This is a genomic window from Desulfosarcina alkanivorans, from assembly GCF_009688945.1.
GTDB classification, from domain to species: Bacteria; Desulfobacterota; Desulfobacteria; order Desulfobacterales; family Desulfosarcinaceae; genus Desulfosarcina; species Desulfosarcina alkanivorans.
On the sequence record NZ_AP021874.1, the window covers coordinates 1,001,264 to 1,027,286 of the forward strand.

At 57.8% G+C, this 26,023-nt stretch carries 20 protein-coding genes; 7 read left to right on the top strand and 13 right to left on the bottom strand.

Annotated elements, in window-relative coordinates; translation table 11 throughout:
* Window positions 1–4: 4 nt before the first annotated feature.
* The 6 genes from DSCA_RS04450 to DSCA_RS04475 all read left to right on the top strand — a co-directional run bounded on the left by DSCA_RS04450 (window position 5) and on the right by DSCA_RS04475 (window position 5,764).
* Window positions 5–1,411 carry a glycosyltransferase family protein gene (locus DSCA_RS04450; RefSeq protein ID WP_155315281.1) on the top strand — a complete coding sequence of 469 codons (1,407 nt, stop codon included), beginning with the start codon at window positions 5–7 and terminating at the stop codon, window positions 1,409–1,411.
* Window positions 1,401–2,255: an HAD family hydrolase gene (locus tag DSCA_RS04455; protein WP_167527600.1), complete on the top strand. Its 855-nt coding sequence runs from the start codon at window positions 1,401–1,403 to the stop codon at window positions 2,253–2,255. Before DSCA_RS04450 ends, DSCA_RS04455 begins: the two co-directional genes overlap by 11 nt.
* 13 nt (window positions 2,256–2,268) lie before the next feature.
* Window positions 2,269–3,426 carry a peptidase dimerization domain-containing protein gene (locus DSCA_RS04460; RefSeq protein ID WP_167527601.1) on the top strand — a complete coding sequence of 386 codons (1,158 nt, stop codon included), beginning with the start codon at window positions 2,269–2,271 and terminating at the stop codon, window positions 3,424–3,426.
* Window positions 3,416–4,438 (top strand): glucosyl-3-phosphoglycerate synthase, encoded by a 1,023-nt coding sequence (locus tag DSCA_RS04465; protein ID WP_231716375.1) that lies wholly within the window; start codon window positions 3,416–3,418, stop codon window positions 4,436–4,438. Before DSCA_RS04460 ends, DSCA_RS04465 begins: the two co-directional genes overlap by 11 nt.
* Before the next feature lie 181 nt (window positions 4,439–4,619).
* Window positions 4,620–5,219 carry a tetratricopeptide repeat protein gene (locus DSCA_RS04470; RefSeq protein ID WP_167527602.1) on the top strand — a complete coding sequence of 200 codons (600 nt, stop codon included), beginning with the start codon at window positions 4,620–4,622 and terminating at the stop codon, window positions 5,217–5,219.
* Between the two features lie 2 nt (window positions 5,220–5,221).
* Window positions 5,222–5,764 carry an NUDIX hydrolase gene (locus DSCA_RS04475; RefSeq protein WP_155315285.1) on the top strand — a complete coding sequence of 181 codons (543 nt, stop codon included), beginning with the start codon at window positions 5,222–5,224 and terminating at the stop codon, window positions 5,762–5,764.
* Window positions 5,765–5,873: 109 nt separating this feature from the next.
* Here DSCA_RS04475 and DSCA_RS04480 read toward each other — a convergent pair whose 3' ends face one another.
* From DSCA_RS04480 to DSCA_RS04510, 7 genes are all read right to left on the bottom strand, one after another.
* On the bottom strand, window positions 5,874–7,100 hold the full coding sequence (locus DSCA_RS04480; RefSeq protein ID WP_155315286.1) for an MFS transporter: 1,227 nt from the start codon (window positions 7,098–7,100) through the stop codon (window positions 5,874–5,876).
* Window positions 7,097–8,032, bottom strand: coding sequence for an Hsp33 family molecular chaperone HslO (locus DSCA_RS04485; RefSeq protein ID WP_155315287.1), 936 nt, complete (start codon window positions 8,030–8,032; stop codon window positions 7,097–7,099). The genes DSCA_RS04480 and DSCA_RS04485 overlap by 4 nt, the downstream gene beginning before the upstream one ends.
* 122 nt (window positions 8,033–8,154) lie before the next feature.
* Complete coding sequence (locus DSCA_RS04490; protein WP_155315288.1) at window positions 8,155–8,565, bottom strand: hypothetical protein; 411 nt, start codon at window positions 8,563–8,565, stop codon at window positions 8,155–8,157.
* An 11-nt stretch (window positions 8,566–8,576) separates the two neighbouring features.
* The gene (locus DSCA_RS04495; protein WP_155315289.1) at window positions 8,577–10,757 is read right to left on the bottom strand and encodes an acetate--CoA ligase family protein; all 2,181 of its coding nucleotides are present in this window, start codon (window positions 10,755–10,757) and stop codon (window positions 8,577–8,579) included.
* A gap of 253 nt (window positions 10,758–11,010) precedes the next feature.
* Window positions 11,011–14,157 carry a PulJ/GspJ family protein gene (locus DSCA_RS04500; protein WP_155315290.1) on the bottom strand — a complete coding sequence of 1,049 codons (3,147 nt, stop codon included), beginning with the start codon at window positions 14,155–14,157 and terminating at the stop codon, window positions 11,011–11,013.
* A gap of 16 nt (window positions 14,158–14,173) precedes the next feature.
* Window positions 14,174–14,575 (bottom strand): PulJ/GspJ family protein, encoded by a 402-nt coding sequence (locus DSCA_RS04505; RefSeq protein ID WP_155315291.1) that lies wholly within the window; start codon window positions 14,573–14,575, stop codon window positions 14,174–14,176.
* The gene (locus DSCA_RS04510) at window positions 14,572–15,117 is read right to left on the bottom strand and encodes a prepilin-type N-terminal cleavage/methylation domain-containing protein (protein ID WP_155315292.1); all 546 of its coding nucleotides are present in this window, start codon (window positions 15,115–15,117) and stop codon (window positions 14,572–14,574) included. Before DSCA_RS04510 ends, DSCA_RS04505 begins: the two co-directional genes overlap by 4 nt.
* 397 nt (window positions 15,118–15,514) lie before the next feature.
* Between DSCA_RS04510 and DSCA_RS04515 the strand changes: the two genes are divergently transcribed.
* Window positions 15,515–17,677 carry a tetratricopeptide repeat protein gene (locus DSCA_RS04515; protein ID WP_155315293.1) on the top strand — a complete coding sequence of 721 codons (2,163 nt, stop codon included), beginning with the start codon at window positions 15,515–15,517 and terminating at the stop codon, window positions 17,675–17,677.
* Window positions 17,678–17,727: 50 nt separating this feature from the next.
* On the opposite strand, the gene DSCA_RS04520 is transcribed toward DSCA_RS04515, so the two are convergent.
* The 6 genes from DSCA_RS04520 to pilQ form a co-directional block, all read right to left on the bottom strand.
* Window positions 17,728–18,132 carry a type IV pilin protein gene (locus DSCA_RS04520; RefSeq protein WP_155315294.1) on the bottom strand — a complete coding sequence of 135 codons (405 nt, stop codon included), beginning with the start codon at window positions 18,130–18,132 and terminating at the stop codon, window positions 17,728–17,730.
* Between the two features lie 233 nt (window positions 18,133–18,365).
* Complete coding sequence (locus DSCA_RS04525; RefSeq protein WP_155315295.1) at window positions 18,366–19,709, bottom strand: sigma-54 interaction domain-containing protein; 1,344 nt, start codon at window positions 19,707–19,709, stop codon at window positions 18,366–18,368.
* A complete protein-coding gene (locus DSCA_RS04530; RefSeq protein WP_155315296.1) occupies window positions 19,709–20,929 on the bottom strand; it encodes a type II secretion system F family protein in 1,221 nt (406 codons plus the stop codon). Before DSCA_RS04530 ends, DSCA_RS04525 begins: the two co-directional genes overlap by 1 nt.
* A 20-nt stretch (window positions 20,930–20,949) precedes the next feature.
* Window positions 20,950–22,659 (bottom strand): GspE/PulE family protein, encoded by a 1,710-nt coding sequence (locus tag DSCA_RS04535; protein ID WP_155315297.1) that lies wholly within the window; start codon window positions 22,657–22,659, stop codon window positions 20,950–20,952.
* 13 nt (window positions 22,660–22,672) lie between these two features.
* Window positions 22,673–24,376, bottom strand: coding sequence for an AAA family ATPase (locus DSCA_RS04540; RefSeq protein ID WP_155315298.1), 1,704 nt, complete (start codon window positions 24,374–24,376; stop codon window positions 22,673–22,675).
* Between the two features lie 65 nt (window positions 24,377–24,441).
* Window positions 24,442–25,998: a type IV pilus secretin PilQ gene (gene pilQ, locus DSCA_RS04545; protein WP_155315299.1), complete on the bottom strand. Its 1,557-nt coding sequence runs from the start codon at window positions 25,996–25,998 to the stop codon at window positions 24,442–24,444.
* Window positions 25,999–26,023: the final 25 nt, after the last annotated feature.

Sequence of the window (26,023 nt, forward strand, 5' to 3'; positions counted from 1 at the left end):
CACCATGAAGGTTGCGTTGGTCCACTACCATCTCAAAACCGGGGGCGTCACCACGGTGCTGTCGAGCCAGATCGCGGCACTTCGGAATGCATGCGAACTGATCGTCCTGACGGGAGACCGGGCGGCCGCCGGGCTGCCCTGCGAGGTGGCGGAGATCCCCGGACTGGGCTATGACAGGCCCGGCCGTTCCCAGCCGTCTCCGGACAGCGTTGCAGCGCGGATGATAAAGGTGCTGTCTGAAAAGTGGCCGGGCGGATGCGATGTGCTGCATATCCACAACCCGACACTGGCCAAAAACCGGTCATTCCTTCAGATCATAAAACGGCTGCAACAGTCCGGGATTACCCTTTTCCTTCAGATTCACGACTTCGCCGAAGACGGCCGGCCCGGCGTCTATTTCAGGGACGCCTATCCGGCGGATTGCCACTACGGCGTCATCAACGCCCGGGATGCCGGCATCCTGAAGGGGGCGGGGCTGAAGCCCCGGGGCGTCCATCTTCTTCCCAACGCGGTGGCCGGCCTGACCGCCGGCATGGACCGATCTCCGGAGCCACGGATTCTCTACCCGGTCCGCGCCATCCGTCGCAAGAACCTGGGCGAGGCCATCCTGCTGTCCATGTTTTTCAACGGCACGCAGCGCCTGGCCGTCACCCAGCCGCCCAACAGCCCGGCGGACGCGGCCAGCTACCGGGACTGGGTGGCCTGGGTGGAGAAAAACCGCCTGCACGTCGATTTCGAGGTCGGGAAAAACACCGACTTCGGCGCTCTCATGAACTCCGCCCGCTCGGTGGTCACCACCAGCATCACGGAAGGGTTCGGGCTTACCTTTCTCGAGCCCTGGACGGCGGGCAAACTGTTGTGGGGGCGGCGGATCAGGGGTATCTGTGATGATTTCGAGGCCCGCGGAATCCGGCTGGAAACCCTTTATGACCGGCTCGACGTTCCCCTGGCCTGGATCGACGGCGACGCCTTCTGCCGGGACTGGCACCAGGCCGTCGCCGGAGCGGCGGCCTGCTACGGCCACCGCATGGCTGCCGATACGGCGGATGCGGCCTTTGCCCGGATGACCCGCAACGGCCGGGTCGATTTCGGTTTGCTGAGTGAGACGTTCCAGCGCCAGGTGCTGGGCCGCCTGATCCGCGCCCCATCCGCCAGGGACGAACTGGTGGACCTAAATCCCTGCCTGGCCTGTCCCGGCGAGGTGCCCCACCCGTCAGCGATGGTTGAAGCCAACCGCCGGTTGATCCTGGCGCACTACGGCATGGAACAATACAGGCGTCGCCTCCTCTCCGTGTACGACCAGGTGGCCGGCCACAGGGTGGAACACCGCATAGACAAAGCCGTCCTGCGCGATGCGTTTTTCGATCTGGACCGCTTTTCCCTGCTCAAATGGGGCACCTATGTCCATTGAACCGGGGCGCCTGAACGCGCATATCCGCCCCTTGGCCCCGATTCCGACCGGGGTGGCCCCGGATCTGTCCGGCATGCAGCCGTTTTCAGCCGTTCTTTTTGACGTCTACGGCACTCTGATCATCAGCGGGGCAGGGGAACCCGGAGGCCATCGGAAAGCCACCGACGGTGTCGGCGACCTGCGGCCCCTGCTCAAACGCCACGGCATCGACCAGTCCCCTGAACAGCTGGTCGGCGCGCTTTATCGCACCATCCACCGGGATCATGATAATTCCCGCCGCAAGGGGATGGCGTTCCCGGAGGTGGACATTGTGCAGGTCTGGCGACGGGTGCTCGGTTCCAACGACCTGCCCCGGCTGAAAGATTTCGCCCTGGAATACGAGTTGATCGTCAACCCGGTCTACCCCATGCCGGGGTTAAGGGATCTGCTCGATGCCTGCCAGACCGGAAAGGTGCCCATGGGACTCATATCCAATGCCCAGTTTTACACGGTGTTGCTCCTCCGGCACATCCTCGGTGGCCCTCTCGAAAAACGAGGGTTTGATCCGCGACTGCTTTTTTTTTCCTGGCAGGAGGGGCATGCCAAACCGTCGGCGGTGATGTTCATGCGGGCCCGAAAAACCCTGTCGGACATGGGCATTGCCCCATCTTCTGTCCTGTACGTGGGCAACGACATGCAAAAGGACATCATTCCGGCCGGGAATGTCGGATTCAAGACCGGCCTTTTTGCCGGAGATCGACGATCCTGGCGCCCCATGGAAACGGCTGACGCCGGCAGGGGCCGTCAGCCGGACCTGGTGGTCACCGATCTCCGGCAATTGGTCCCCGGAGCCGCCAATCCTTAGACAGGAGGCCCTTATGGAAAAATATTTAAATCGGCTGCCCGCATTCGTGGACCGGATTCGCAAGATTCGCGAGATCATCATCAGCAATATCCTGCTGGTCGGGCAAATCCCCGCACCCACCTTCTCCGAGGGACGGCGGGCCAGGTGCCTGGTGGACCGCCTGGCCGATTTTCAGGTGGATGAATGCAGTATCGATGATTTCGGCAACCCCATCGGCGTGATCCGCGGCGGCTCTGCCGAAAACAGGTCCATTTTTGTCGTCGCCCATCTGGACACGTTTGCAAGCATAAAGGACGACCAGCATTACAAGGTAACCGATAGAATCATCGCCGGCAATGGCGTTTCGGACAACTCGGCCGCCGTCGGCGTCCTGGCATCCCTGCCGGAAGTTTTCAGACGCCTGGGACTGTCCTTTGAATCGGATATCGTCCTGGTGGCCCCCACGCAATCCCTGGGACGGGGAAACCTGCGGGGCATCCGCCGGTTGCTCCAGACATGGCCCACGCCGATTCGCGGCGCCATATGCCTGGAAAGCGTGGAACTGGGACGGCTCAATTACTATTCCGACGGTATGATCCGAGGCGAGATCAATTGCAGTATCGCCTCTGAAAAGCAATGGGGCCGGCACCACCAGCCCAACGCGATCATCGTCATCAACGAGGTCATCAATGCGATCCTGTCCCTGCGCCTGCCCCAGAAACCGCGGACCCAGATCGTCATCGGCAAGATCGCCGGCGGATTCAACCATGGCAAGATCGCCTATGACGCCACGCTGGGGTTCGAGATCCGAAGCGATTGCGACGAGATGGTCAAAGCCCTCTACGGCGATATCAGGGATATCGTCGATGACGTCAACAAGGCCTTCGCGGTCCATCTGAAGCTCAACCGCATCAGCAATCTGAATGCCACCCACCTGCCGTACAATCACCCGCTGGTCAAATGCGCGTCCCGCATCCTGAATCGCCTGGGCGTGGAAGCCGTGAGCGAGCCCAGTGAGACCGCCTTGTCGATTTTTCTGCACCGCAGGATTCCGGCAATCACACTGGGGCTGACCCGGGGGGACAATTTTCATCAGGACGGCGCCATGATCGAAATCGAACCCATGTTCAAGGGAATCTCACAGATACCGGCGCTGATCATGGCCATGGACAATGGGGTGTATGATGAATAAAACCTGGATCGAATCCAACACCTTTCACCATTCTGAATTTAAGGACCTCGAACGCCTGACGTCCGCCAAGCAAAGGAAAGGATTGTCCATTTCCCTTTGCCTGCCGACCCTGAACGAGGAAACGACCATCGCCAAGGAAATCGTCATCATGAAATCGGAACTCATGACGCGGTACCCGCTGATCGATGAAATTGTGGTCATCGATTCCGGTTCGACGGACCAGACCCGCCGGATTGCCCGGTCCTATGACGTGACGGTCTACAAGGCCGATGACATCCTGCCGCATCTCGAGAAGTTCAAGGGAAAAGGGGAGAACCTCTGGAAAGCCTTGTATGTGACCCGGGGCGATATCATCATTTACATCGATGCGGACATTAAAAACATTCACCATCGTTTTGCCTACGGGCTGCTGGGTCCGCTGCTGCTGTCGGACCATATTCGTTTTACCAAGGCCTTTTACGACCGGCCGATTTCCGTGGGGCGGAACAAGTGGCGCCCCACCGGAGGCGGCCGGGTGACGGAACTGGTGACCCGCCCGCTCTTTTCCATGTTCATGCCGGATCTGACCCAGTTCCTGCAGCCGCTTTCCGGCGAGTATGCCGGGTATCGCAGCATTTTCGAGGATATTCCCTTTCACATCGGCTACGGGGTGGAAACCGGCATGTTGATCGATATTCACGAGAGATGGGGCCTCGATGTGATGGCCCAGGTCGATCTTGACCGCCGGGTGCACAAAAATCAGGATACGAAGGCGCTCGGGCGCATGGCCTTCGTGATTATCAAGACGTTCATGAATCGCGTTGAAAAGCTTCAACGGCTGGACATCAAACAGGACGTCTTCGATGAGATGATCCAGTACAGCCTGGTCCGGGAAAAACTCCGTCCCGAAACCCATGTGCTGGCCCAGTACGAACGCCCGCCCATGATTCAGGTCCCTGAATACCTGGAAAAATTCCCGTCCGTCGGGGCCGGACCGTCGGGTATTCAGACGGGGGATAGGGACAAAAAATAGAACCGCCCTGATGCGTAAATCGGAAATCGTGCTTATTAATGAGCTTCTCAACGGGTTTCCGATGGTGCCGCCAGGAATCGGCATTGGCAGACGCACCTGGGCTGACATGACAGTCCGGCACCGGAACCGTCAACCATCACGCCCCTTTAACGGGCGTTTTTTATGATTGGAAAGGATGGATATGGCCGACAAGAAACCAGCCGGTTATGTCAAATCGGAAAAAGTCATCTGGTTTGTCGTGGCGTCTCTTCTGATCGGGTTTTTAAGCGGTGTGGCCTTCGGTGTCTACAAAAGCGGGTCCATCGCCGATCCCCATCAATCGGCACCCCCGGAAGGCATGGCGGATGCGCAGCGGCAGCAGACGATTGACGCGCTCAAGGCGAAGACCGAGCAGGATCCCGGGGATATCGAGGCCTGGATCGGTCTTGGCCATCAATATTTTGATGCCAACCGTCCGGACGATGCCATTGCGGCCTATGACCGGGCACTGGCCATCGACCCCCGCAATGCCAACGTCTGGACGGATCTGGGGGTCATGCACCGCAGAAACGGAAATCCGGAAAAGGCGGTGGAGGCCTTTGACCGGGCCATGGACATCGATGCCGCCCATGAAATTTCCCGATTCAACAAAGGGATCGTGCTTTTCCATGATCTCAAGGATGAAGCCGGTGCGCTGGAAGCGTGGGAATCGCTCCTGGCGATCAACCCGGATGCCACCTCGCCCGGCGGCCAGACCGTTCGCCAGCTGGTCGACCACATCAAAACGGATCACCAGGAGTAAAAATGGACAAAGCGGTCTGCAATCATTCGACCCTCGTCAGAAAGGGCAGGGTGTTTGACCTGTACGCCGAGAACATCACCCTGCCCAACGGCGTCACCACGGAGATGGAAATCATCAGGCATCCGGGCGCCGCGGCCATTGTAGCGCTCCTGGACGACCGCACGGTACTGCTCGTCCATCAATACCGGCATGCGGTCGGTGGCCCCATCTGGGAAATCCCCGCCGGGACATTGAATCCCGGAGAAGATCCGCGCCGGTGCGCCCAGCGGGAACTGGCCGAGGAGACCGGCTATTCGGCCAGCCACTTTGAACCGCTGGCGCAGATCACCCCGCTTCCTGCCTATTCTGACGAACGCATCCACCTGTTTCTGGCCACCGGCCTCGTCCGGGCGACCCAGAACCTGGATGAGGACGAACTGCTCTCGGTCCATGGCGTGCGTGTCAGCCGGGCGATCCAGATGATCTCGGACGGTAAGATACAGGATGCCAAATCCATTGCCGGGCTGCAGCTGGCCGCAGCCCGATTCCCGGGCGAGAAGGTCTGACAACGCCAGATGGAGAGACCTGCACGGCGGCGGCAGAAAATTGAAGTCCGCCTTCAAATCCGGACCGGTTGGCATGGCGGCAGCCGGACGCGGGGCCGATTGAAGGCCATCAGCGGCGGGGTCGGTCCCACCCCTTGAGCCCGCGCAGCAGGCAGAGCAGTCCCAGAAAGGACAGCCCCCCTGACACACAGCCCGTGGCAAGGATTCCGCCTTCCTGCCACACCGCGCCTCCTGTGAGCGCGCCCTGCACCCGCCCGAGGCCTGCCGTGGCAAAAAAAGCGGACATCATCGTTGCCCGCAGCCCCGGGAGCATCTCCGTGCACAGGGAGAGGCTGGTGACCAGGGTGAATTCATATATGAAAAAAAGAATGGCCAGGCCGGTCATGGCCGCCGTCAGGGATGTGTCCAGAAAAGGCAGCAGCAGATAGCTCACCACGGAAAGGGTCAGCCCGGCGATGACGGCGCGTTTTAATCCGAAACGATCGGAAAGTGCCGCGGTAACGCCTTCTCCCAACAGTTCCGCCACGCCGATGAGGCTGGTGCCCAGGCCCAGGGCAACGAGTCCCAGGCCGAAGCTTTCTTCCAGCCACGCCCCGTAAATGACAAAGAGGTTGTCGTTGGCCGCGCTGACAAAAAATGCGTATCCCAGGGCTCCCAGGGCGGGTCTGCTGGCCAACAGAACCGAATAGGCGCCCAGATAATCCATTGACGATGCTTTTTCGGCGCTGCTCTCATTCTCGTCGGGAATGATAAAAAACAGGGCCGTGGCGCCGATGCACCCCAGCGCCCCCATCACCAGGAACGGTGATCGCCACCCATACCGTTCCATGAGAAGGGCCACCACGGGAATGCCGATCAGAGTGCTGGCCGACCAGGATGTCTCCAGTATGCCGATCACCATGGCCCGCCGGTGAAAAGGAACCCGCCTGCCGGCCCAAGCCTGAACGGCAGGATCAAAAATGCTCTTGCCCAGTCCTGCCAGAAACAGGGCCACCAGAACGACGGCGTAGATGGGAAAACAGGCCGCCGCCAGCATGCCGAGTCCCAGCATGGCCATGCCGGCAACCATCATCTTGCGGTATCCCATGCGGTCGGACAGGGGGCCGACGAGAAGTCCCAGCAGGGAGGTGACCTGGTTGATGGCGATCAGGGATGTGATGGCGGCCAGGGAAACACCCAGTCCCCGGCTCAGCACCGGCGCGAAGGGGTAGGCAAACCGCCTGGCGGTATTGAGGACCAGGCGGAAAAAAGTGGTGCCGACGATGGGCAGCACCATGGATGGCGGCCGGCTGCCAGTTATCGCGCCCGTAACCGGTTTGGCGCGGGGCGTTTTCAATTCTCTGAAAACCGGGCGGCCACGATCAGGTCGATATGCTGCCGGTCGAACGCGTAGCGGGTATTGCAGTGGTGGCAGCAGATCTCGATGGGAAAGGGTCCTTTTTCCCGGATGTCCTTCAATTCGTCAATGGGCAGCAGGGTGAGCACATTCCGGATCTGATCCCGGCTGCAGTGGCAGACGAAACCGACTTCACGCCGGTCGATGAATCGTGGCGAATGGTCGCCCAGATGGTTTCGTATGAATTGTTCCGGTGCCGTTCCCCGGGCCAGGATATCGCCGATGGAGGGCAGGCCCACGACCTGTTCTTCGATCCGGCGGACCACGTCCTCATCGGCATCGGGCATGGCCTGCAGGAACAAGCCGCCCGCGGCGTCCATATTTCCCTGATTGTCGAACTTGACGCTGAGGCTGAACGACGTGGGGATCTGCTCGGAGGTAAGATAATAGTGGGCCAGGTCCTTGGCCAGACTGCCATGGGCCATCATGACCTTTCCGGTAAAGGGCTGTTTGGCATCGGCCAGCGTCCGTGTCACCGACAGGAACCCGGCGCCGAAAAAAGGTGACAGGTTGAAATCCTGCAGGGGTTTTTCAACGGGGATGGGCACCTGTTTCAAAAACCCGCGCACCTCACCCGCTGCATTGGCTTCCACGACCAGGCCCTTGACAGGGCCGGAGCAGTCCACCTGCAGGCTCAGTCGATCCCTGCCTTTCAGACCGGCACTCATCAGGCAGGCCCCCAGGTAGGCGTGTCCAAGCACCAGCGTTTCCAGAATGCCCAGCCGATGGCGTCGCCGCATTCGGTTGACCATCCGGGTGCCGTTGAGGATCGCCCCGCGGATGGTGTCGCCGGCCATCAAAAATGCGTGCAGCCGATCCGTTTCAACGTCCTTCAGGGACGACCGGCTGTTTTCAGGTTGTGTCTTTTTCATCGCTATGCGGATGGTTCTCCACGGGTCCGGGCCGGCATGGTTAACCGGGGGTCCCGGACCGGATTGATGGTTATCGGTGTTCCCGGGCCTTCGGGAACGACAACGACGTAAACAACGGCACCTTATTGCCGCCTGATTGCCTTTCGCGCGCTGTCGATACGCGTCTTCACCGTTTCCGTGTCCCGGATGCGGGACAGGTTGGCCAGCAGGCCGGACGCCTTGTCCGGTGATTCGCTGCGGCTGTCCAGCAGAAGACGGTACCAGTAGGGAATGTCGGAACCGTAACAGGACACCAGGTCCATGGCGTGCTTCCGGGCCTTGCGAAGCGTATCGCCTTTTTTCGACGGTGCGTTCCGGTTTTCCGGACCGCCGGCCGTCGCCATCGCCGCCTGGTACCGGACCAGTTCACGATCGAGCTTTCGCCGGGTAGCGATGTAGCGGGCGACAGGCTTGATCCAGAGCCTGGCGATGATATACCCAAGCAGACCGGCGAGGAAACTGGCGCCGGCGGCCACCAGCAGCGATGTGTCCATGGGTTTCCCTTTTAACCGGCGTGCCGTGATCGATAGCGATGGTATTCGACCATTCGCGCCACCGCCTTCACCGCACGTTCCGGTGTTTCGTAAAAAACGCCCTTGAGCTCGTGGCCCTTTACCCGGTAGACCGTGGCGTCTTTTTCATCGGTAAGCAGGCTCACCCCGAAAACCGGTTTGCCGTAGGTTTCCATCAGCCCGACAATCTGTTCGATATAGCTGCTTTCGAAATCGGAAAATGCGTCCACGGCATCGTCCAGGAATTCCCGTGTATAGGACGGGTCGGCGGCGCCCACCGAGTCGGCCAGGCGCTTGAGGAAAATTCGACGCCCCAGGATTCCCAGGTTGATGACCGCATCGCAGCCCTCCCATTGAAGCAGCGCCTCCATGACAGTCAAAGGGATGGACAGGTCGTTTTCCCCCACCAGGTCGATCGGGTTGGACCGGCTCCAGTAAGGCGGCAGAATCCGGTCGATGCGGGCGATCAGCTCCGGAGACAGTTCAGGCACCTCCAGATCGAACTGGCTGCACAGGTCGGCAGTAACCACCCCCCATCCGCCACCCAGTGTCATGATGGCCATGCGGTTTCCCCGGGGAAGGGGCAGGGAAGAAAAGGCGGCGGACAGGTCCAGCAGCTCCATGGGCTGGTCGACCTTGACGATGCCCGCCTGCCGGCAGACCGCATCGAACAGGCGGGCGTCGGATGCCATGGCGCCGGTATGGCTGGCGGCAGCCCGGTTTCCCGCCCGGGTCTGCCCGCCCTTGAGCAGGACAATGGGTTTTTTATGGCTCACGCGTCGGGCGCTCTCGAAAAAGCGGCGGCCCTGCTTGACGCTTTCGATGTAAAGCATCACGGTTCGGGTGAGCGCGTCCACTTCAAAACCTTCCAAGTAATCTTCGATGGTGATCATGGCTTCGTTGCCGGAGCCGGAAAAGGCACGGATGCCGAGGCCCTGCACTTCGGCAAAGGCGAGCAGCTGCGTCCCCATGTTTCCGGACTGGGCCACCACGGCGGTGGATCCGGCCAGCGGGTGGACGGACGTGCCCGTGCAGAAAAAATTGATGTGGGGGTTGCAGATCCCCATGGTGTTCGGTCCAAGGACGAGAATGCCGGCCGCCCGGGCCTCTGCGACCAGTTGTTTCTCCAGGGCCTTGCCCGCCGCACCGGTCTCCCCGAAACCCGATGTGATCAGCACCATGTTGGCGACCCCCTTGTTCTTGAGCTGGGGGATCAGGTCCATGATGCCGGCGGCAGGCACGGTAACCACCGCCAGATCCACCTCGCCGGGAATGTCGGCGACCGTCCTGAAAACCGGTTTTCCGGCGATGACGCCGCCCTTTGGGTTGACGGCATGGACCTCGCCCTTGAAACCGCCGCTGATGGCATTGCAGATCAGCATGTGCCCCCATTTGCCCATTTGGGCGGAAGCGCCGATGAAGGCCACCGACCGGGGGTAAAACAGGGCGTGGATCGCCGGTGGCGGAACCGGCGTGCCCGCCGTTGCCACGGGATCGGCCTCGGCCAGGGTAATCAGGGCGTCCACCGCCTTGAGCCGGCCAGAGGCCGTGGCGATGAGCGGATTGATGTCGATCTCGGCAATTTCGGGGAAATCCAATGCAATGGCGGAAAGTCCCATCAGCGTCTGGATCAGGCCGTCGCGATCCACGGGCTGATCCCCCCGGAAAGGCCCGATCAGCGATCGGGATCGAATGGATTCGAGCATGTCCGTCGCATCCTGGCGGGTGAGGGGGGCCAGTCGAAAAACGACATCCGACAGGGCCTCGGTAAGGATTCCGCCCAATCCGAAAAGAATCGCCGGGCCAAAGTGGGGATCACGGAAAAGTCCGGCCACGAACTCCCGTTTGCCTTGAATTTGTGGCTGGACGAGAAGCTTCGCTGCCGGGGCGGCCTGAAGGATCTGCGCCGCGGCTGCCGCGACGCCCTTTTCATCCGTCAGGTTCAGATGGACCAGCCCCCTTTCGGTTTTGTGCAGCAAATCGTCGCCGATTCCCTTGATAACCACGGGAAAGCCGAAACCGGCGGCTGCTGCGACCGCCTCGGCGGTGGTGGCAACAATGGTTTCGGCAACCACCGGCACGCCGTACTGTCCCAGGACCGACTTTGACGCTGCTTCCGTCAGAGCGGTTTTCCCGGACTGTAGGGTCTTTTTCAGTAATTCATGCAGATCCACGATGTCATCTCCTGACCGTCACCGGTTGGAAGTCCCGTATCCAGAATCGGCCCCTGAAGGGATTTGCAAAGGCCGGTACCCTTTCTACTTGAGGCTGCCGGACAAGGTCAAGGTTTAGTTCGTGCCCATCCACAAATGGTTATTCTGCCCGGGATCAAGGCGTGCGACACCTTGGAGAATGACGCCTGCTGACGGTATGCCGCAGTGACGGGGGATGAAGCGCAACACGGATATCGGTGTTTTTACGAATCCGTCAATATTGAATGGGCTGGCTGATGGCCACCGGCTGGTCGACGAAGGACTGATAGCCGAAATCATCGAAATAGACGTTCAAAGATCCGTTCCCGAAGGTGTGAAGACCCAGCGTGGCGCCCAATCCGGTCAGGGAGGGTTCGGTACTGCGAATGACGGTGTTTTCTGCCGCTGCCGAGGAGATGACGGAAACCGTTGGCAGATCGTCATTGACTGCATCCCATTGGATCAGGGTGAAATTGTCATTTTCCGCTGTCCAGGGCATCCCCTCGTCAGGCGGCCAGTTCAATTCCCCTGCGATGGGGTTGGCGCCTTTGTCACTGTCCAGCGGGTTGTCCGTCCGGGTGCCACACCCGGAATCAGTGCCATAATACGCTTTTATGAAATGATAGGCATCCTCGTAGGAACCGGTCACCGTGGCGACATCGGTTTTTCCGATCACCGAGATGTTCCCGATTTCAAAATTTCCGTTAACCTGGTCCAGCAACAGCGTTCCGCTATCCGGGTTATTGGTATTCATCAACGGATCGCCATAAACGCTGGCGGACGCACCGTTGGGTTGAAAGATACGGTCACCCGGTTCAATCGCCTCAAGGCCATTGTATTCAAATGTAAGCGACTTGGACGCCTTGAACCGGGAGAGCAGGGTAGCGTTTTGAATGTCAAAATCATCGGCCAGGATGTCTAATGTAAGGTCTATTTGCGGTGCAGGAACCGGCAGGGCAGGGGTGACGATTTGAAATGAAAGGACATAGGGCTGTCCTTGACTGCCCGTCACGTCATGTTCCATCGGGTTGGCGATATCAACAGGCGTCCAATTCACGCTACTGCCGAAAGCGACCGATAGAGAACTGCAATCTCCGGATGTGCATTCGACCACCAGTTCCAATTTCATTGTTTTGAAGTCACAGGGCAGCATCGGCAGTGACTCGATTGTGATCGAGGCGAACAGGTTAACCGGTCCACCGCTCCAATCGGCGTCGGACAAGGTGTCCGTTATTTGGGGAATTATGGTGATGTCTGAGATCTGTTTGACCGCCATCCATTGTTTGGCATCGCTGCCGGTGGACTGCCAAAGAACAATGGCTGTTTTTTTATCGTCTTCCAAAGGCTTCAATCTGTCGTATATGTTGTCGGATGGATCCCCTTTTCCGCTGCTCCGCTGAAATGACAGCCCATAGGTTTTATCGCCTCCCTCGGTCAGCCGGAAGCTGATGCCCGCATGATAGTATTCCGGCAACTCGGGCTCATACCCGATTTTGACCTGGGTGTCGAAGCGGTCGGGGTCGAATTGCACCGCATCGGTTGTCAGGGCGATCAGGCTGGCGCTGGGGATGTCTCCACCGGACGGGGTGACCCCGGTCACCCTGAGCACGTTGTTCCCTTCGAGGTCGGCAAGGTCATGGGCGCCAAGCAGGGATGGATTCCACTCGTCCAGGTCGTCGAAGGTTTCTTCAAAAACGATTCGCCGGGATTCTTTCTCTTCGGGGATCTGGACGTGGTAGACAATGTCGCGCGAGGCCCGGGTATCGCCACTGCCAACGACACCGTTGGATGTAATTTGGACAAACTTTTTCAGCCGGATCGCTTGACTGGCAGCCAGTGACAAATCGGCAAAATCCACACCGTCCGTCCGTCTGATGCCCACAAGGGTGTCCGGTTCGGCGGTTCGTTCACGGTAGGTATACGTATTTTCCAGCAATACAAAAGAACCGTTGCGCTCCGGGAACAGGTCTCCGGTACCCGCTGAGAGGCGGAGATCGCCGCCGTTTGAAAGCGTCTGGCCGGCGCTGGTTCGGGCCACCGGATACACCGGCGTATCGGCGCTGACCGTCAGCGGCAAGGACAGGCCGTTAAAGGAAATCTGCTGCCCGAGAATGGAAGCGCCGGAAAAGGTATACACGGTGCCCGCGATACTCAGGCTGCCGCCTGCCAGGGGAAATGAAACCCCGGGACTGCCGTAGATTCGTGTTTCCAGTGTGGTCGCGGCGGTGTGGTCCATGGCGGTGACAAAATAAAACGGATTGACGGAGACGGTAAAGTCCCCCCGGTTGTCCTGCAGGCGGTGGGTGACCCCGTGAAGGTTGTCGAGGGCTTCAAACTGGGCCGCTTCACCGGTTGCGTTGAGATATTGGCTGGCTGCGAACCGCAGGCCCGATTCCGCCAGATAATAGGCCTGGGCGGACCGCCCGGCGGTCGTGCGATGCAGTTGGGAAGAACTGATCATGGGGACGATGGCCGCACCCAGGGCGGCAAAGACCAGCATCGTGATGATAATGCCGATCAGCGCACTGCCGCGCGCCTGGGGATATGATCCGGAATCCGGCAGGGACGGGAATGCCGCGGCGTCTCCCATCTCACGGCAATGACGCCCCATCGGCGTGGACGGAAGCTGCCGGCCGCCTGCTTTGAAGAGACCGCAGCCCGCCCCCGCAAGAAGTATCCAGCCGATCAGCATTGCGGTCCGCTTCGGGTTGCACAGCCCGGCCAGGCTGCCCGCACCGGATCCGGCGGTTGCGATAAAACAGGAATATCGCCCACCGCTGGGCGGGGCGGCAGGCACGCTGGCGGCGCTGCCGCCGTAATTGTCGTTGTTTCTGAGGAACACCCGTGTCGTCAGGTTCATCGTCGTTCCGGCAGCCTCGGACCGGGCCAGTTTCAACGAGAATTCGATGGTTGACAGCTCGCGGATGTCCTCTCCCGCCCAATTGCTGTCGCCCTGGAAATAATTGAACGCCAATGAATCGACATGGTCGGTCAGGATGTCACCGTTGTTGTCCAGATAGGCGTCCGAGATTTCGCCGGGATCGTTGTACAGCCGGACGGTATCGCCGGCCCTGGCGATGGCCTGGCGCCGGCCGGTCGCGGAATAATAGACGATATAGGGCCTTGTGGCATTCCAGTCGTCGATATCCGTCAATTCGAGCAGTTCCCGCTGGATCCGGGTTCCCGCCAGCTGGATTTTCTCGGACAGGTCCACATTTTCACGCACGACGGCGTATCCGCTGATGGCCGACACAATTCCCATACCGGCTACCGATGCGAGTATGCCGGCAATCACCAGCGAAACGATGATCTCGATCAGCGTAAAACCGGCGTCCCGTCGAAGCGGGAGGGGAATGGAGGTTGCTGTTGCGGCTGCTTTCATCGAAATCCTCAGCGCATCATCGGGCAAACAGGGATGTCAGTGAATGGTCGCCCATGGATATCGTCACTTTCAGCAGTTTGCAATCCGTGTCGCAGGCGGCCTCTGAATTATCTTCAAATTTTATGTAGTCGTTTGCTACGACCGCGCAGGTGCCGTAAGACCCGGCCGCCACCCTGGCTTTAAAGGTGTCGAGAGGCGAGGTGGCGGTGAGCAGCAACTGCTTGTAGTCCGCATTCATGTTTTCCATGATGGCCTGCAGGGCCATGCCTTCCTGCATGGATAAGGCGGGCTCCGTGCTCCTCGATATGCTGGTTCCCATGAACTGCACCAGCATGACCGACAGGATGGCGGCAACGGTCAGGGTGATGATGATTTCGATCAGGGTGAAACCCGAGTCGTCAGGTCGAAGGGAATTCATGGGACAAACCCCGTGTTCCGGGTAATGACGATGGTTGTGGTTGCACCGGCACCGGCAGACAGCGTCAGGATCAAATCACCGGTCAGCAATTCCTTCCCCTCCGCGTCGGAGCAGGGGCGCCCGCGATCGTCAAAGGAAAGTGTTGTCGGTGTCAGCGCCAGCTGGTACCGGCTCAGGTCAACCGTCTCGGATGCTTCCCCGGGAAGTTTTCGTTTATGGCTCTCATTGTCGGGGTCGCCGTCGACAAAAAGCCAGTAGGCCTGCCCGTCGTCATCACAGTGTATCCCCCATGTTCGATCGGCGTTCATTGATCTGGACTGGGTATAGCGGATGTGAGATTTAATGACTTCGGTCTGGGCCGGAAGGTCGGTCAGGCCCACATCCCCGCGGCCGATAACCATTACGCTGATGATGCCGATGATGATCAGCACGACCAGCACCTCCAGGGTGGTGAATCCCCGCCGATCCCGAAGTTGGTATCCGCCCGGACATGAGGAAGGTTGCCCGGGATCGAGAGGTGTGAAATATTTTACCGGACGCATATCGTTGGTATTCCGAGGATAAAATTTTTCACCCAACAAGGATGGGCATTGATTGAGAAAATAAGCGCATGCCGTCTGAATATCAGATGTCAAGGCCGAATAAAACCTCAAATGAACCCCGCCGCCGGCACGCGAGGACTTTGAAACGAGGACCGGCAGGATGGACGGATCGCGCTTTTTCGCGACCCCTTAACGGCGGCAGCGATGACCGCCGGCGGGTTTTCCCCCGGGGAGACAATGGCCTGAAATGGCATCAGCCTGCCATAACATCCGCAACAAGGCGCTGATATCCTGATCTATATTGTTTTTCGTACCGTTTTGCCGTAATAGCCCTTCAGGGCCGACCGATCAATCCGTTGCCATGAGCGCCTAAAAAAAACAAGGATAAGGGCCGGATGTGAACCCATACCTTTCCGCAGCTTCTGCCAGACCGGATAACACCGTCAGCGTATCCGGCGATATGCATTTTCTTCAGGTCCGCCGTTCAACGGGACAGGCCCTGTCGGCGGTCCTGTTTTTCCTCCTCGTCCTTCTCATTGTTTACGCCCCTGGCTTTTCAGGCACCTGGATATACGATGATGCAGCCAACATTCTTGAGAATAAAAATGTTCATATGGCGCAAATCAACGCCGCATCCCTGAAAAAGACCTTTTTTCTGGAGTCGGAAAACCCGGAAAAGGCTCACAAGATCAGGCGCCCACTGGCCTATCTCAGCTTTGCACTGAACTGGTATTGGGGGAAGAACCAGGTGGTCGGATACCATGTGGTCAACTTCCTGATCCATCTGACGGCGACAACCTTTCTGTACCTTTTCATAAAAAAATCCCTGATGGTAATGCCCGGTTCCGACAACCGCCACCGTGACCGGGCCCACCTGACCGCTTTTTTATCCGCCCTCATCTGGGCAATTCATCCCGTCCAGGTGACGGCGGTGACCTATATTGTCCAGCGGATGGCCTCCATGGCCGGCATGTTCACCATCATGGGGATGTACGGGTATCTCCAGGCGCGAACCGCCGTGACACGGGCGGGCATGGCCGCAGGGTTCCTTGCATGCGGCTTCTGCGCCCTGTGTGCATTTGCATCCAAAGAAAACAGCGCCATGCTGCCGGCCTCCCTGTTTTTCTATGAGATCCTGATCCTTCGGGGGATGCCGCGTGCCGGTTTCAAAGAAATGCTGAAATGGGGCTTGCCGGCCCTGGCCATGGTGATCGTTGTCGGAATGCTGTACATCTCCCCCGGCAGCCTGTTGGACGGCTATGTGAATCGACCCTACACGCCTCTGGAAAGGGTGATGACCCAATCGCGGGTGATGTGGATCTACCTGAAGCTGCTGTTTTATCCGCTGCTTTCTGAAATGACCCTCGTTCATGATATTGACGTGTCGACCTCGTTCTGGTCGCCGTGGACAACCCCCCTGTCCATCATTCTGGTGTTCCTGGTTCTTTTTTTCTCCCTGTTCCGGCTTGCCGATCGCCATCCGTTTGCCGGGTTCGCGATCCTTTTCTTCTTCCTCAACCATGCCATCGAGGCATCCTTTATCGGACTTGAACTGATTTTCGAACACCGCAACTATATCCCTTCGATGATGCTGTTCTCCCTGCCGGTGATGCTGTTTGTCCACAGCCTGCGATATTTTGCCTACCATCGGAAACTCCAATTGCTGCTGCTCCTCGGCGGATCAGTGGTTCTGGCATCCATGGGGCATTCGACCCATGCCTACAACGGCCTGTTCCGCCACGGGCTGGTCTACTGGAAGGATAACGCCCGGAAATCGCCTGGATTGGGGGTTGTGCAAAACAACTACGCCGTTGAACTGATGAAGCGGGGCGAGTATGGCGAGGCCTTTGAACGGTTACAGCGCGCAAAGGCCTCGGGCCGGTATTTCAACCTTTCCCAGGAAGGGGTGACCGATTACAATCTGGGCCTGTATTACCAGTCGATCGAACAGGATCATGCGCGGGCCCTGGCCTGTTTTCAAAGGGCCGTTACCACTACCTTGAATTCAAAAAAAATGTGGGGGGCACTATGCAGGAGCTACCTGATCAACAACCACGTGGAAGCGGCCGTGGCGACCGTCCGGAAGGCCCTTGAAAAATGGCCGCAAGACGCCGTTTTTCTCACGATGATGAGTGAACTCCAATTGATGATGGGAAAGACCGGCACGGCGTTCGCGTACGCCCGGGAAGCCAGACGCCAACATCCCGGTTTTGAGGAACCACTGGCGATATTCGGTGAACTGTATCGTTTGAGGGGCAATTTACCGAAAGCGCGCTTTTTCTGGCAGGCCTATCACAAAAAACGCCCGGACAGTATGATCGCCGCATTGGTTCTGGTCGGATTGTACGATCAAACCGGAGACGACCGAAGGCTGGACCGTGTCGTTGCCGGTCTGATGGCGAAGAAAGGCGGTAAGCGGCTGGACCTCTGGCTGCAGGACCGTCTGGATGAGGAGAAACACCTGGACAGGGTGATCGCTATCCCGGCCCCGGACCATCTTTTTTCAGTGATTTCGTTTTCGCTGAAGCGGGCGGCCCAAAACGCGGAACACGGCCGCTGAACGGCAGCGACCGTATCCCCGCATCGAATTTTCAATGGCGATAAAAGGAATCAGGGGGACCCCGGGCGTGGAATCGTCCGCGTCTTTGATTGCCCGTCAAGCTGGGTCCCCGAATTTCCCGTTACCGTCAGCGTGATATTGTTTCCGCTGGAGACCGTGTCCAGGGTGAAATCACCGAGATTGGTCCCGATGGAATCATCAGCGTTGCTGTAGACGATCTGGCCCGGCGTATTGCCCTGAAGCAATTGTTTGGCAAAATGTTGATTCACCCGTCCGACGCCTTCACCCAGGGCCGCATCCAGGGCTTTGTCACGGGCTTCGCTTTGAAGATCAAAATATTTGGGAATGGCCACGGCGGCCAGTATTCCCAAGATGACCAGGACGGCAATTATTTCGACCAGGGTAAAACCCTTCTGGTTTCGGAGGATGTTTTCGTTTTTTCGTTCAGCAGCCATAGAACCTCGCCTCAGCAGGAGAAAAATTATAGTTTACGGAATCCGGAGCACAGTCGATGCCAAAAATATTGAAAAAGGCCTCATTGGCACTTAACTAACAGGAAAAACGGTAGATCAATATTTTTCAAACTATCCGCATCAATTTAATTTCAATAGATGACTTTGTGAAAAAAAGCAACTCCTACAATTATTGAAGGACGATGCTACAATAATTGAAGATCTTTTTTGTCTGTTCAGGTCTTGAAATCGGCAATATCGATCTGATGTTTCTTGATCCTGTGCCACAAGCTTCGCTCCTTGATGCCCAGGAGGGCAGCCGCCTTGACCTGCACCCCTCCTGATTGCCGAAGCGCATCTGCGATCATCCTGCGTTCATAATCTTTGATACGGCGATCTAAATCCACTTTTTCACCGGCGGCATCGGACAGGGTTTCATTCGTGTTAATGGTGGTGCCGGATATGGCTCCATTCCGTTTCAATGAAAAGGGCAGATGGACCGGAAGAATTTTGTCATCTGCCAGAACGGCGGCAGACTCCAGGGCATTTTTCAATTCCCTCACATTTCCAGGCCAGTCATTGGTCATCAGCAACTGCAGCGCTTCCGAAGAAATGGAAAGATCTTTTTTTCTTTGATTCAAAAATTTTTCGGCCAGCAGGGGAATGTCTTCGCGACGGTGTCTCAATGGCGGCAGCAGGATGGAGAAAACGTTAAGGCGATAAAACAGATCCTGGCGGAAAAGGCCGTTTTCGGCCATTTTTTCCAGATTGCGATTCGTTGCTGCAATGAAGCGGACGTCGACGGTAATCGGCTTGATGGCACCCACCCGTTCAATGGTGTTTTCCTCGATGGCGCGAAGGACCTTTGCCTGGGTTTCCAGCGGCATATCCCCGATTTCATCCAAAAAAAGCGTGCCCCCGTCAGCCAGTTCCAATTTCCCGGGTTTTCTTGTGTTTGCACCGGTAAAGGCGCCTTTTTCGTGGCCGAACAGCTCGCTTTCCAGCAACCCTTCCGGAATGGCCGCACAATTGATGGCGATGAAAGGATGGTCCTGCCGTTTGCTGTGCTGGTGAATACTGCGGGCGATCAGTTCCTTTCCGGTGCCGGTTTCCCCGGTCAGCAGTACCGTCGATTCCCTGGGGGCGACTTTGACAATCTGATTGAACACCCCGCGCATCACCTTGCTCTGGCCGACGATGTCCGGAAACAGCTGCCGGGCTTCCACCTTGCCGAGCAGTTCCGTAACCTGGTCGAACACCATGGCGAACCTGCCCATGTCATCGTCGGCGGAAGCGATGCGCGCCGTCGTGTGGACATTTTTAACCACGCCTAAATCTTTGGTTCTTATGACGAACCGTTTTACCGGATCGATCATGAATTTTACGATCAGGAGGCCGCAGATCAAGGTGAATGCGATCAACAGCACCCCCCACCCGAACACAGGCCATTGCGGGTCCATGGATTTGGAAAGATAAAAGGTCGTCGTATTGTAGGTGACGATGATCGACAATATGGCGATGCCGGCAAAAATGACCGGTATGAGGACGTACAGGCTGATGTTGAAACGAATATCTTTCATTACTTAACCATTTTCACAAGGTCCCACATGGGCAGATAAATGGCCAGTGCGAAGAAAAGAACCACCGCGGCCAGGCATACGGTCAATATCGGGCCAATGGAATCGGAGATCCGCTTCATGGCAAATTCGAGTTCGGCATCGTAATGGCCTGCCGCCTCGTGAAGCATTTCATCGAGGTTCCCCGATTCTTCACCGATGGCGACCATGTTGATGATGATCGGCGTAAAATACGGTGATGTGGCCAGCGGCCCTGCGATCCCGCGGCCCTCTTCCAGCCGTTCGGTGATGGTCGCGAAGGCTTTTGACAAAGCGGCATTGTTGATGGTCTGGGACAAAATAGACATGGTTTCCAGAACGGAGATGCCGCTGCTTTGCAGGATGGCAAAAATACTTGCAAACCGTGCCATGGCGGCCTTTCGCACCATCTCCCCCACCAGTGGCAGATGAAGGATCAGCCGATCCCGCCTGAATTTGCCGTTATCCGTGTTGAGGTAAATTTTGATTAAGGCCGCCATTGCGGCGACCAACAGGATCACCACCGGCCAGTAGGCGGCCAGAATCGCGTAAAATCTGATACAAATCAAGGTTGGAAGGGGCAACTGAAGACCGGACTTGAGAAAAATAGCGGCAAACTTGGGAATCACCATGGTCAGCAGGATCAGGAAGGCAACCACCAGGGAGACCATCACGATCACCGGGTATTGGAGGGCTGAACGGATATCGGAACGAATTTTATGGTCATGATCGAGGATGTAGATCAGGCGGTCCAGGACCTCGGGCAAGGCACCGCTGGTTTCGCCGGCATGGAGCATGCTGCAGTACAGGGGCGAAAAAACGGCGGGGTATTTCCTGAATCCGTCATACAGACTGCCGCCTTCACGGATATCCTGGGAAATGGATACGATGATTCGCTTCAGTTTGATGTTTTCGGTCTGGTTCTCGAGCACCTGGAGAAGCTTCAGCATGGGGACACCGGCACGGATCAGCGTCCTGAGCTGTTTCGTAAACAGGATCAGCTCGGGGATCCTGACCGGTGTGAGTTTCTCCCGCAGCTCGTTCATGAACGCCCCCATCCCCGACCGGGAGGCATCGCTAATTTTCTGGGGAATATACCCCCGGGCCACGAGGGCGCTGCTGGCACCTTCCGTGGATTCGGCGTCGATGGATCCGGAAACGGAGCTGCCGTTTTCGGTAATTGCCTGGTAATAGTATTTGGTCATGATCGTCGATCGGCCATCGTTTACATCATTACCGCAGAAACGGCTTCGTCGAGGGTGGTTTCCCCTTCGAGCACTTTCTGCATGGCATCGTCTTTCAGGGTGCGCAGGCTGCCCGATTCCCTGGCAGACCGCATGATTTCCTGGGCCGACGCCCGGCGCAGGATCATCTCCTGAACCATCTCGTCGATGACCAGGATTTCAAATATTCCGGTACGTCCTTTATACCCCTTGTCCATGCAGTTGAAGCAGCCTTTTCCCTGGACGAAATCAGCCCCCTGGACGTTGTCCAGCCCCCAGTATGAGAGCGCGGCGCGGGGCGGCTTCCAGGATCTTTTGCAATAGGGGCAGACCTTTCGCACCAATCGCTGGGCAATGGAAACCAGCATCACCGATGACACCAAAAACGGCTCGATGCCCATGTCGATAAAACGGGTAATGGCACCGGCCGCATCGTTGGTGTGGACCGTGCTGAGCACCCGGTGGCCGGTGAGGGCACTCTGAACGGCAATACCGGCGGTTTCCGAATCGCGGATCTCCCCGACCATGATGACATCCGGGTCCTGGCGCATGATGGATCGCAGCCCGCTGGCAAATGTCATCCCGGCCTTGCGGTTGAGCTGGATCTGACGGATCTTGTTGATCCGGTATTCGACCGGGTCCTCGATGGTGATGATGTTGATATCCGGCTGATTGATTTTTTTGAGTATGGAATACAAGGTGGTGCTCTTGCCGCTTCCCGTCGGCCCCGTGCTCAGGATCATGCCGTAGGGTTTGGTGATAATGGGCGCCAGTTTGCGGATATCCGCCTGGCTCATGCCCAGGTGTTCCAGCGAATAAACGCCGGCGCTGGTATCCAGCAGCCGCAGCACCATGTTTTCCCCGTATATGGTGGGGATGGTCGACGCCCGGATGTTGATCTCCTTGTTGTCCATGCGGATCGTAAAACGGCCGTCCTGGGGGATCCGGGAGAGGGAAATGTCCATGTTGGACAATATCTTCAGCCGTGAAATGATAAGAAGAATCAGTGATTTTGGGGGAGCGGGCACTTCATGCAGCTTGCCGTCCACCCGAAACCGGACCTGGACGAAGTCCTTTTCCGGCGAGATGTGGACGTCGCTGGCGCCCTCCCGGACCGCCTGGGATAAAATTGAGTTCACCAGGCGAATGACCGGCGCCTCCTCGGCCATATCGTGCAGGGAATTGACTTCCACATCCTCCGTCATGGCGGCGGATTCGGTGTCCTGGGCGCTTTCGATCTGCATTTCGCTCATGCCGTCCAGCACCCCGCCGATAGAGGAATAGGTGCCGAAAAGGCTGGATATCATGTGGTTGAGCTCCTGGTACGTGCAGATGACCGCCTCCACCTCGATGTTCGTGTACACCTCAATGGCGTCCAGCGCATTGATGTCCATGGGGTCGGTCATGGCGATTTTCAGCAGGTGGCTGGTCCTTTCAATGGGAACCAGTTGATGTTTCTGGCACATTTCCAGGGGGATGACATTGGCCAGGGTGATGTCAATGGGATAGGTCTCCGGCCGGTATTTTTCGATGACCAGCTGCCGGGAGACCAGGTTCACGATTTCCGAACTGCTGACAATCCCCTCCCGCACCAGGTATTCACCCAGTTTGATCCCACTGCGTTTGTGTTCGACAACCGCCTGCTTGAGCTCTTCTTCAGTCAGGAGGCCGCCGTCGATCAGCATTTCTCCGAGTTTCTTCTTTTCTTTCACGCATTCACCCGCTTCAATATCCTTTGCCCAGAACAGGGTCGCTAAAAAGAATGCTTTCCGATGGCCATCCGGATACGATTTCGGCGGAAACGGAAGGTTCGGCTGACAATTCCGCTTTCATGGCTTCGGCCGCGGAACGATTGAAAAAATAGCCGGAAACATAAATTCCATGTTCCATTCCGGCCTGAGGGGACCATGTCGAAATCATCCGCATCACCGGGCTTTCCTTTTTTTCAGCGGCCCTGACCCATCGGAAAGCAGCTTCCAGAGATTCGCTTTTTCCCAGCCTGATCCACCACAACGGGTATGGCCGCGGCTTATAGGGGATTTGAAATGCCGGGAAGGCGATGGTGTCTCCTGGACGAATGGCATCCGCATTACCGATGTGGGGGTTGGCTTGCAGCACGGCATTGAAATAGCGGCTGCGCAAATCCCCGTAAACCGTTTGAACCATCGATCCCAGCGTGTCGTTCTTTTTGACGCGCAATGCGCCGAGCAGTGAGGGGGGGGGCGGTAAGGGGATATCCGCCGTCCACTCCCGGACCGCCGATAAAGCGGCCTCCCCGACATTCCCCGGTGCCATTGACGCCTCGTGGCCGGCAGCCGATTCCTGAGGTGCGGGCGAAGGGATGCGGGTGCCGGCAACAACCCGCTTTTCATCGACGGGCGAAAGGGATACGTCCGGCTTTCCCGCTGTCATTGGCTGCGCGGTGTCAGCCGGCATGCCGGACGTTGAAGGGTGCTTTTCCCCCGTTTTTGCAGACGGCGGGTTGCCCTCCGGCAAGGAGAGCGACGGCAGCCAGCCCGGCGAAAACAGATGAACCGCACCCATGGCCACCGCAACGGCCAGTGCCAGCGTGACCGGGGCCCATGCCTTTCGACCCGCCCGCCTGTGCCGGACCAGTGAGCGCCCCATGCACGATCGGACCAGCCCCCAGCCGACACGGGTTCGGTTCTGGACGATCAGGGCCAGCATGCATTGGTGGCACAAGTTTATGATTTTACGGGGGAATCCGCCCGTCGCACGATAAATGGCCCGCAGGGCCAGCCAGGTGAACAACCGGGGGGGGCGGGGCTGGCCGCTGGCGCACCTGATCCGGAAATTGATCATCTCAGCGGTGTCGGCAAAACCCATCGGACCCAGAAAATGGATCAGGTTCACCCGGTCTGCCAGGTTGGCGCGACGGTCCAGGATGTCCTGAAATTCCTCCTGGGCGAACAAAACGATCTGAAGCAGTTTGTGGTCGTTGGTTTCATAGTTAAGAAATTCTCTGAGCACTTCCAGACAGAATTCCGGGAGTTTTTGACCTTCATCGATGATCAGGACGACCGTTTTGTCTTCGTGGACCCCTTTTTGAAAAAGGTGATGTTTGATCCGCTCTTTGCAATGATGCGCATCATCGCCTGAGACCTTCCTGCCGGCGATCATGGTGCAGATGCTTTCCAGAAAGGCCGCCGGGGAGGGGAATGACGGATCCAGGATCAGGTGGGATTCGATCGACCGATCCCGGGCCAACTTTTTCAGCAGCGTCCGGCACAGGGTGGTTTTCCCTGCGCCAACGGCACCGATGACGACGTTGAGCCCCCGCTTCAGCCGAAGGGCCAGTTCGAGCTTCTGCAGGCAGTCCACATGTTGCCGGGACTGGAAAAAAAAATTCGGGTCAGGGGAGTTGGCGAAGGGTTCCCGATCCAGATTGAGAATGGTGAAATAGTCCATAGCTGATGTTACCGGTAAAACCGATCTTCCTGTTTTCGTGCGGCTGTCACCGGACGAATGGGGTGCTATTGAACCGGAGCCGGCGTGCCCGCTGTCACCGGCGGCCGTCTTTTCAGGATGTGGGGCGTAATGAAGATTAAAAGCTCCTGCATCTGACGGTTACTGGATTCTCCCTTGAACAGGTATCCCAGACCGGGGACATGGCGAAGCCAGGGAAGACCGTAATCCAGGTCCCGGTCGGTCTGTTTGTTCAGCCCGCCGATGACTGTTGTCTGGCCATCAAAAAGAACCACATTGGTTTCGGCTTTTTTGGTGATCACCGTGGGGTTGCCCGAGACGGTGCGGGTAAAATCCAGCTCATCCTTGTTGGTGATGATATCCATTTTCAAGGTGTCGCCTTCGATGACATGGGGCGTCACCTCCAGCCGCAGAACGGCTTTTTTGTACTCGATCTGGACTTTGTTGTCGTCCACGGTCTGGAAGGGGACCTCGTCACCGCTTTCTATGATGGCGGTCTGGTTGTCCAGTGTGGTAATCGACGGTTTTGACAGGATATTGAGCTTGCCCTCCTCTTCGAGGGCATTGAGCTGGGCGGAAAGCAGCAGGTCGCCGGACTGAACGATCATGCCCAGCGCAAACCCGGCACCCTCCACCGAGGCACCCGATACGTCCGCGGGAAAATTCGACGCCCAGCCGGACGACGGGTCTACCGCCTCGCCGGCAGTCAGGCCGATGGCATCGCCGGCATTGGGAGTCACCCAATAATCATTGCCGGTATACAGCCCGCCCCATTGCACACCCAGTTCCCTGGCGGTTTCACTGGTGGCTTCGATGATATGCGCTTCAATCAGAACCTGGGCCGTGGGCTGGTCCAGTTCGGTGATCAATGCGATCATGCGTTCGAGATCGTTCCGGGTGGCCTGAATAATGAGCGCGTTGTTGTGTTCGTCCAGCAGCACCGATCCGAGTGGCTTCCCGTCGCCCACTTGGCTCAAAAACTTCTCCAGGTTGGTTTTTAATTTGGCGGCATCGGCGTAGTCGACGTGGATGATCTTGGTCAGCATCGGCTCCGACAGTTCCATTTCCCGTCGCTTGGACAGAATTTTCTGGTCGGCCTCCAGGCCGCGCACAATCGTTGCCTTGTCCTCCAGGGTCACGATGCGAAGCAGGTTGCCTTCCCAGGCGTAGGACAGGCCGTGCGTCTTCAGGATGCCTTCGAAAACCTGATTCCATGGAATCTTATCGACATTCAGGCTGGTGCCGCCCTTGACCGTGTCGTTGACAATGATGCTGATGCCCACGGAGCGCGCCAGCGCCCGCAGAAGCACGGCAATGTCCGCCTGGTGGATTTTGAGGGTCACCGGCTTGTCGGGCAGGGGCTTCACGGTTTCTGTTCCTACCGACCCGGCCGGGACGGATGGGGTCATGGCCTGGGGCATATCGATGATACGATGCTGCTCCGGCGGAGAAAACCCTTTCGATTCGGCAGCCCGGGCCCGCCACTGGTCGAAAACCGTCTCTTTCTGTTGAGCCTTTTGCTGAGCGCATCCGCTGAAACCGATCAACATGAATATGGATGCCAGCGCTACCGATACCCATTGGCTGCGAAAATTGGATAACATGGGGCTCCCTGGTGGTCTATCGTTT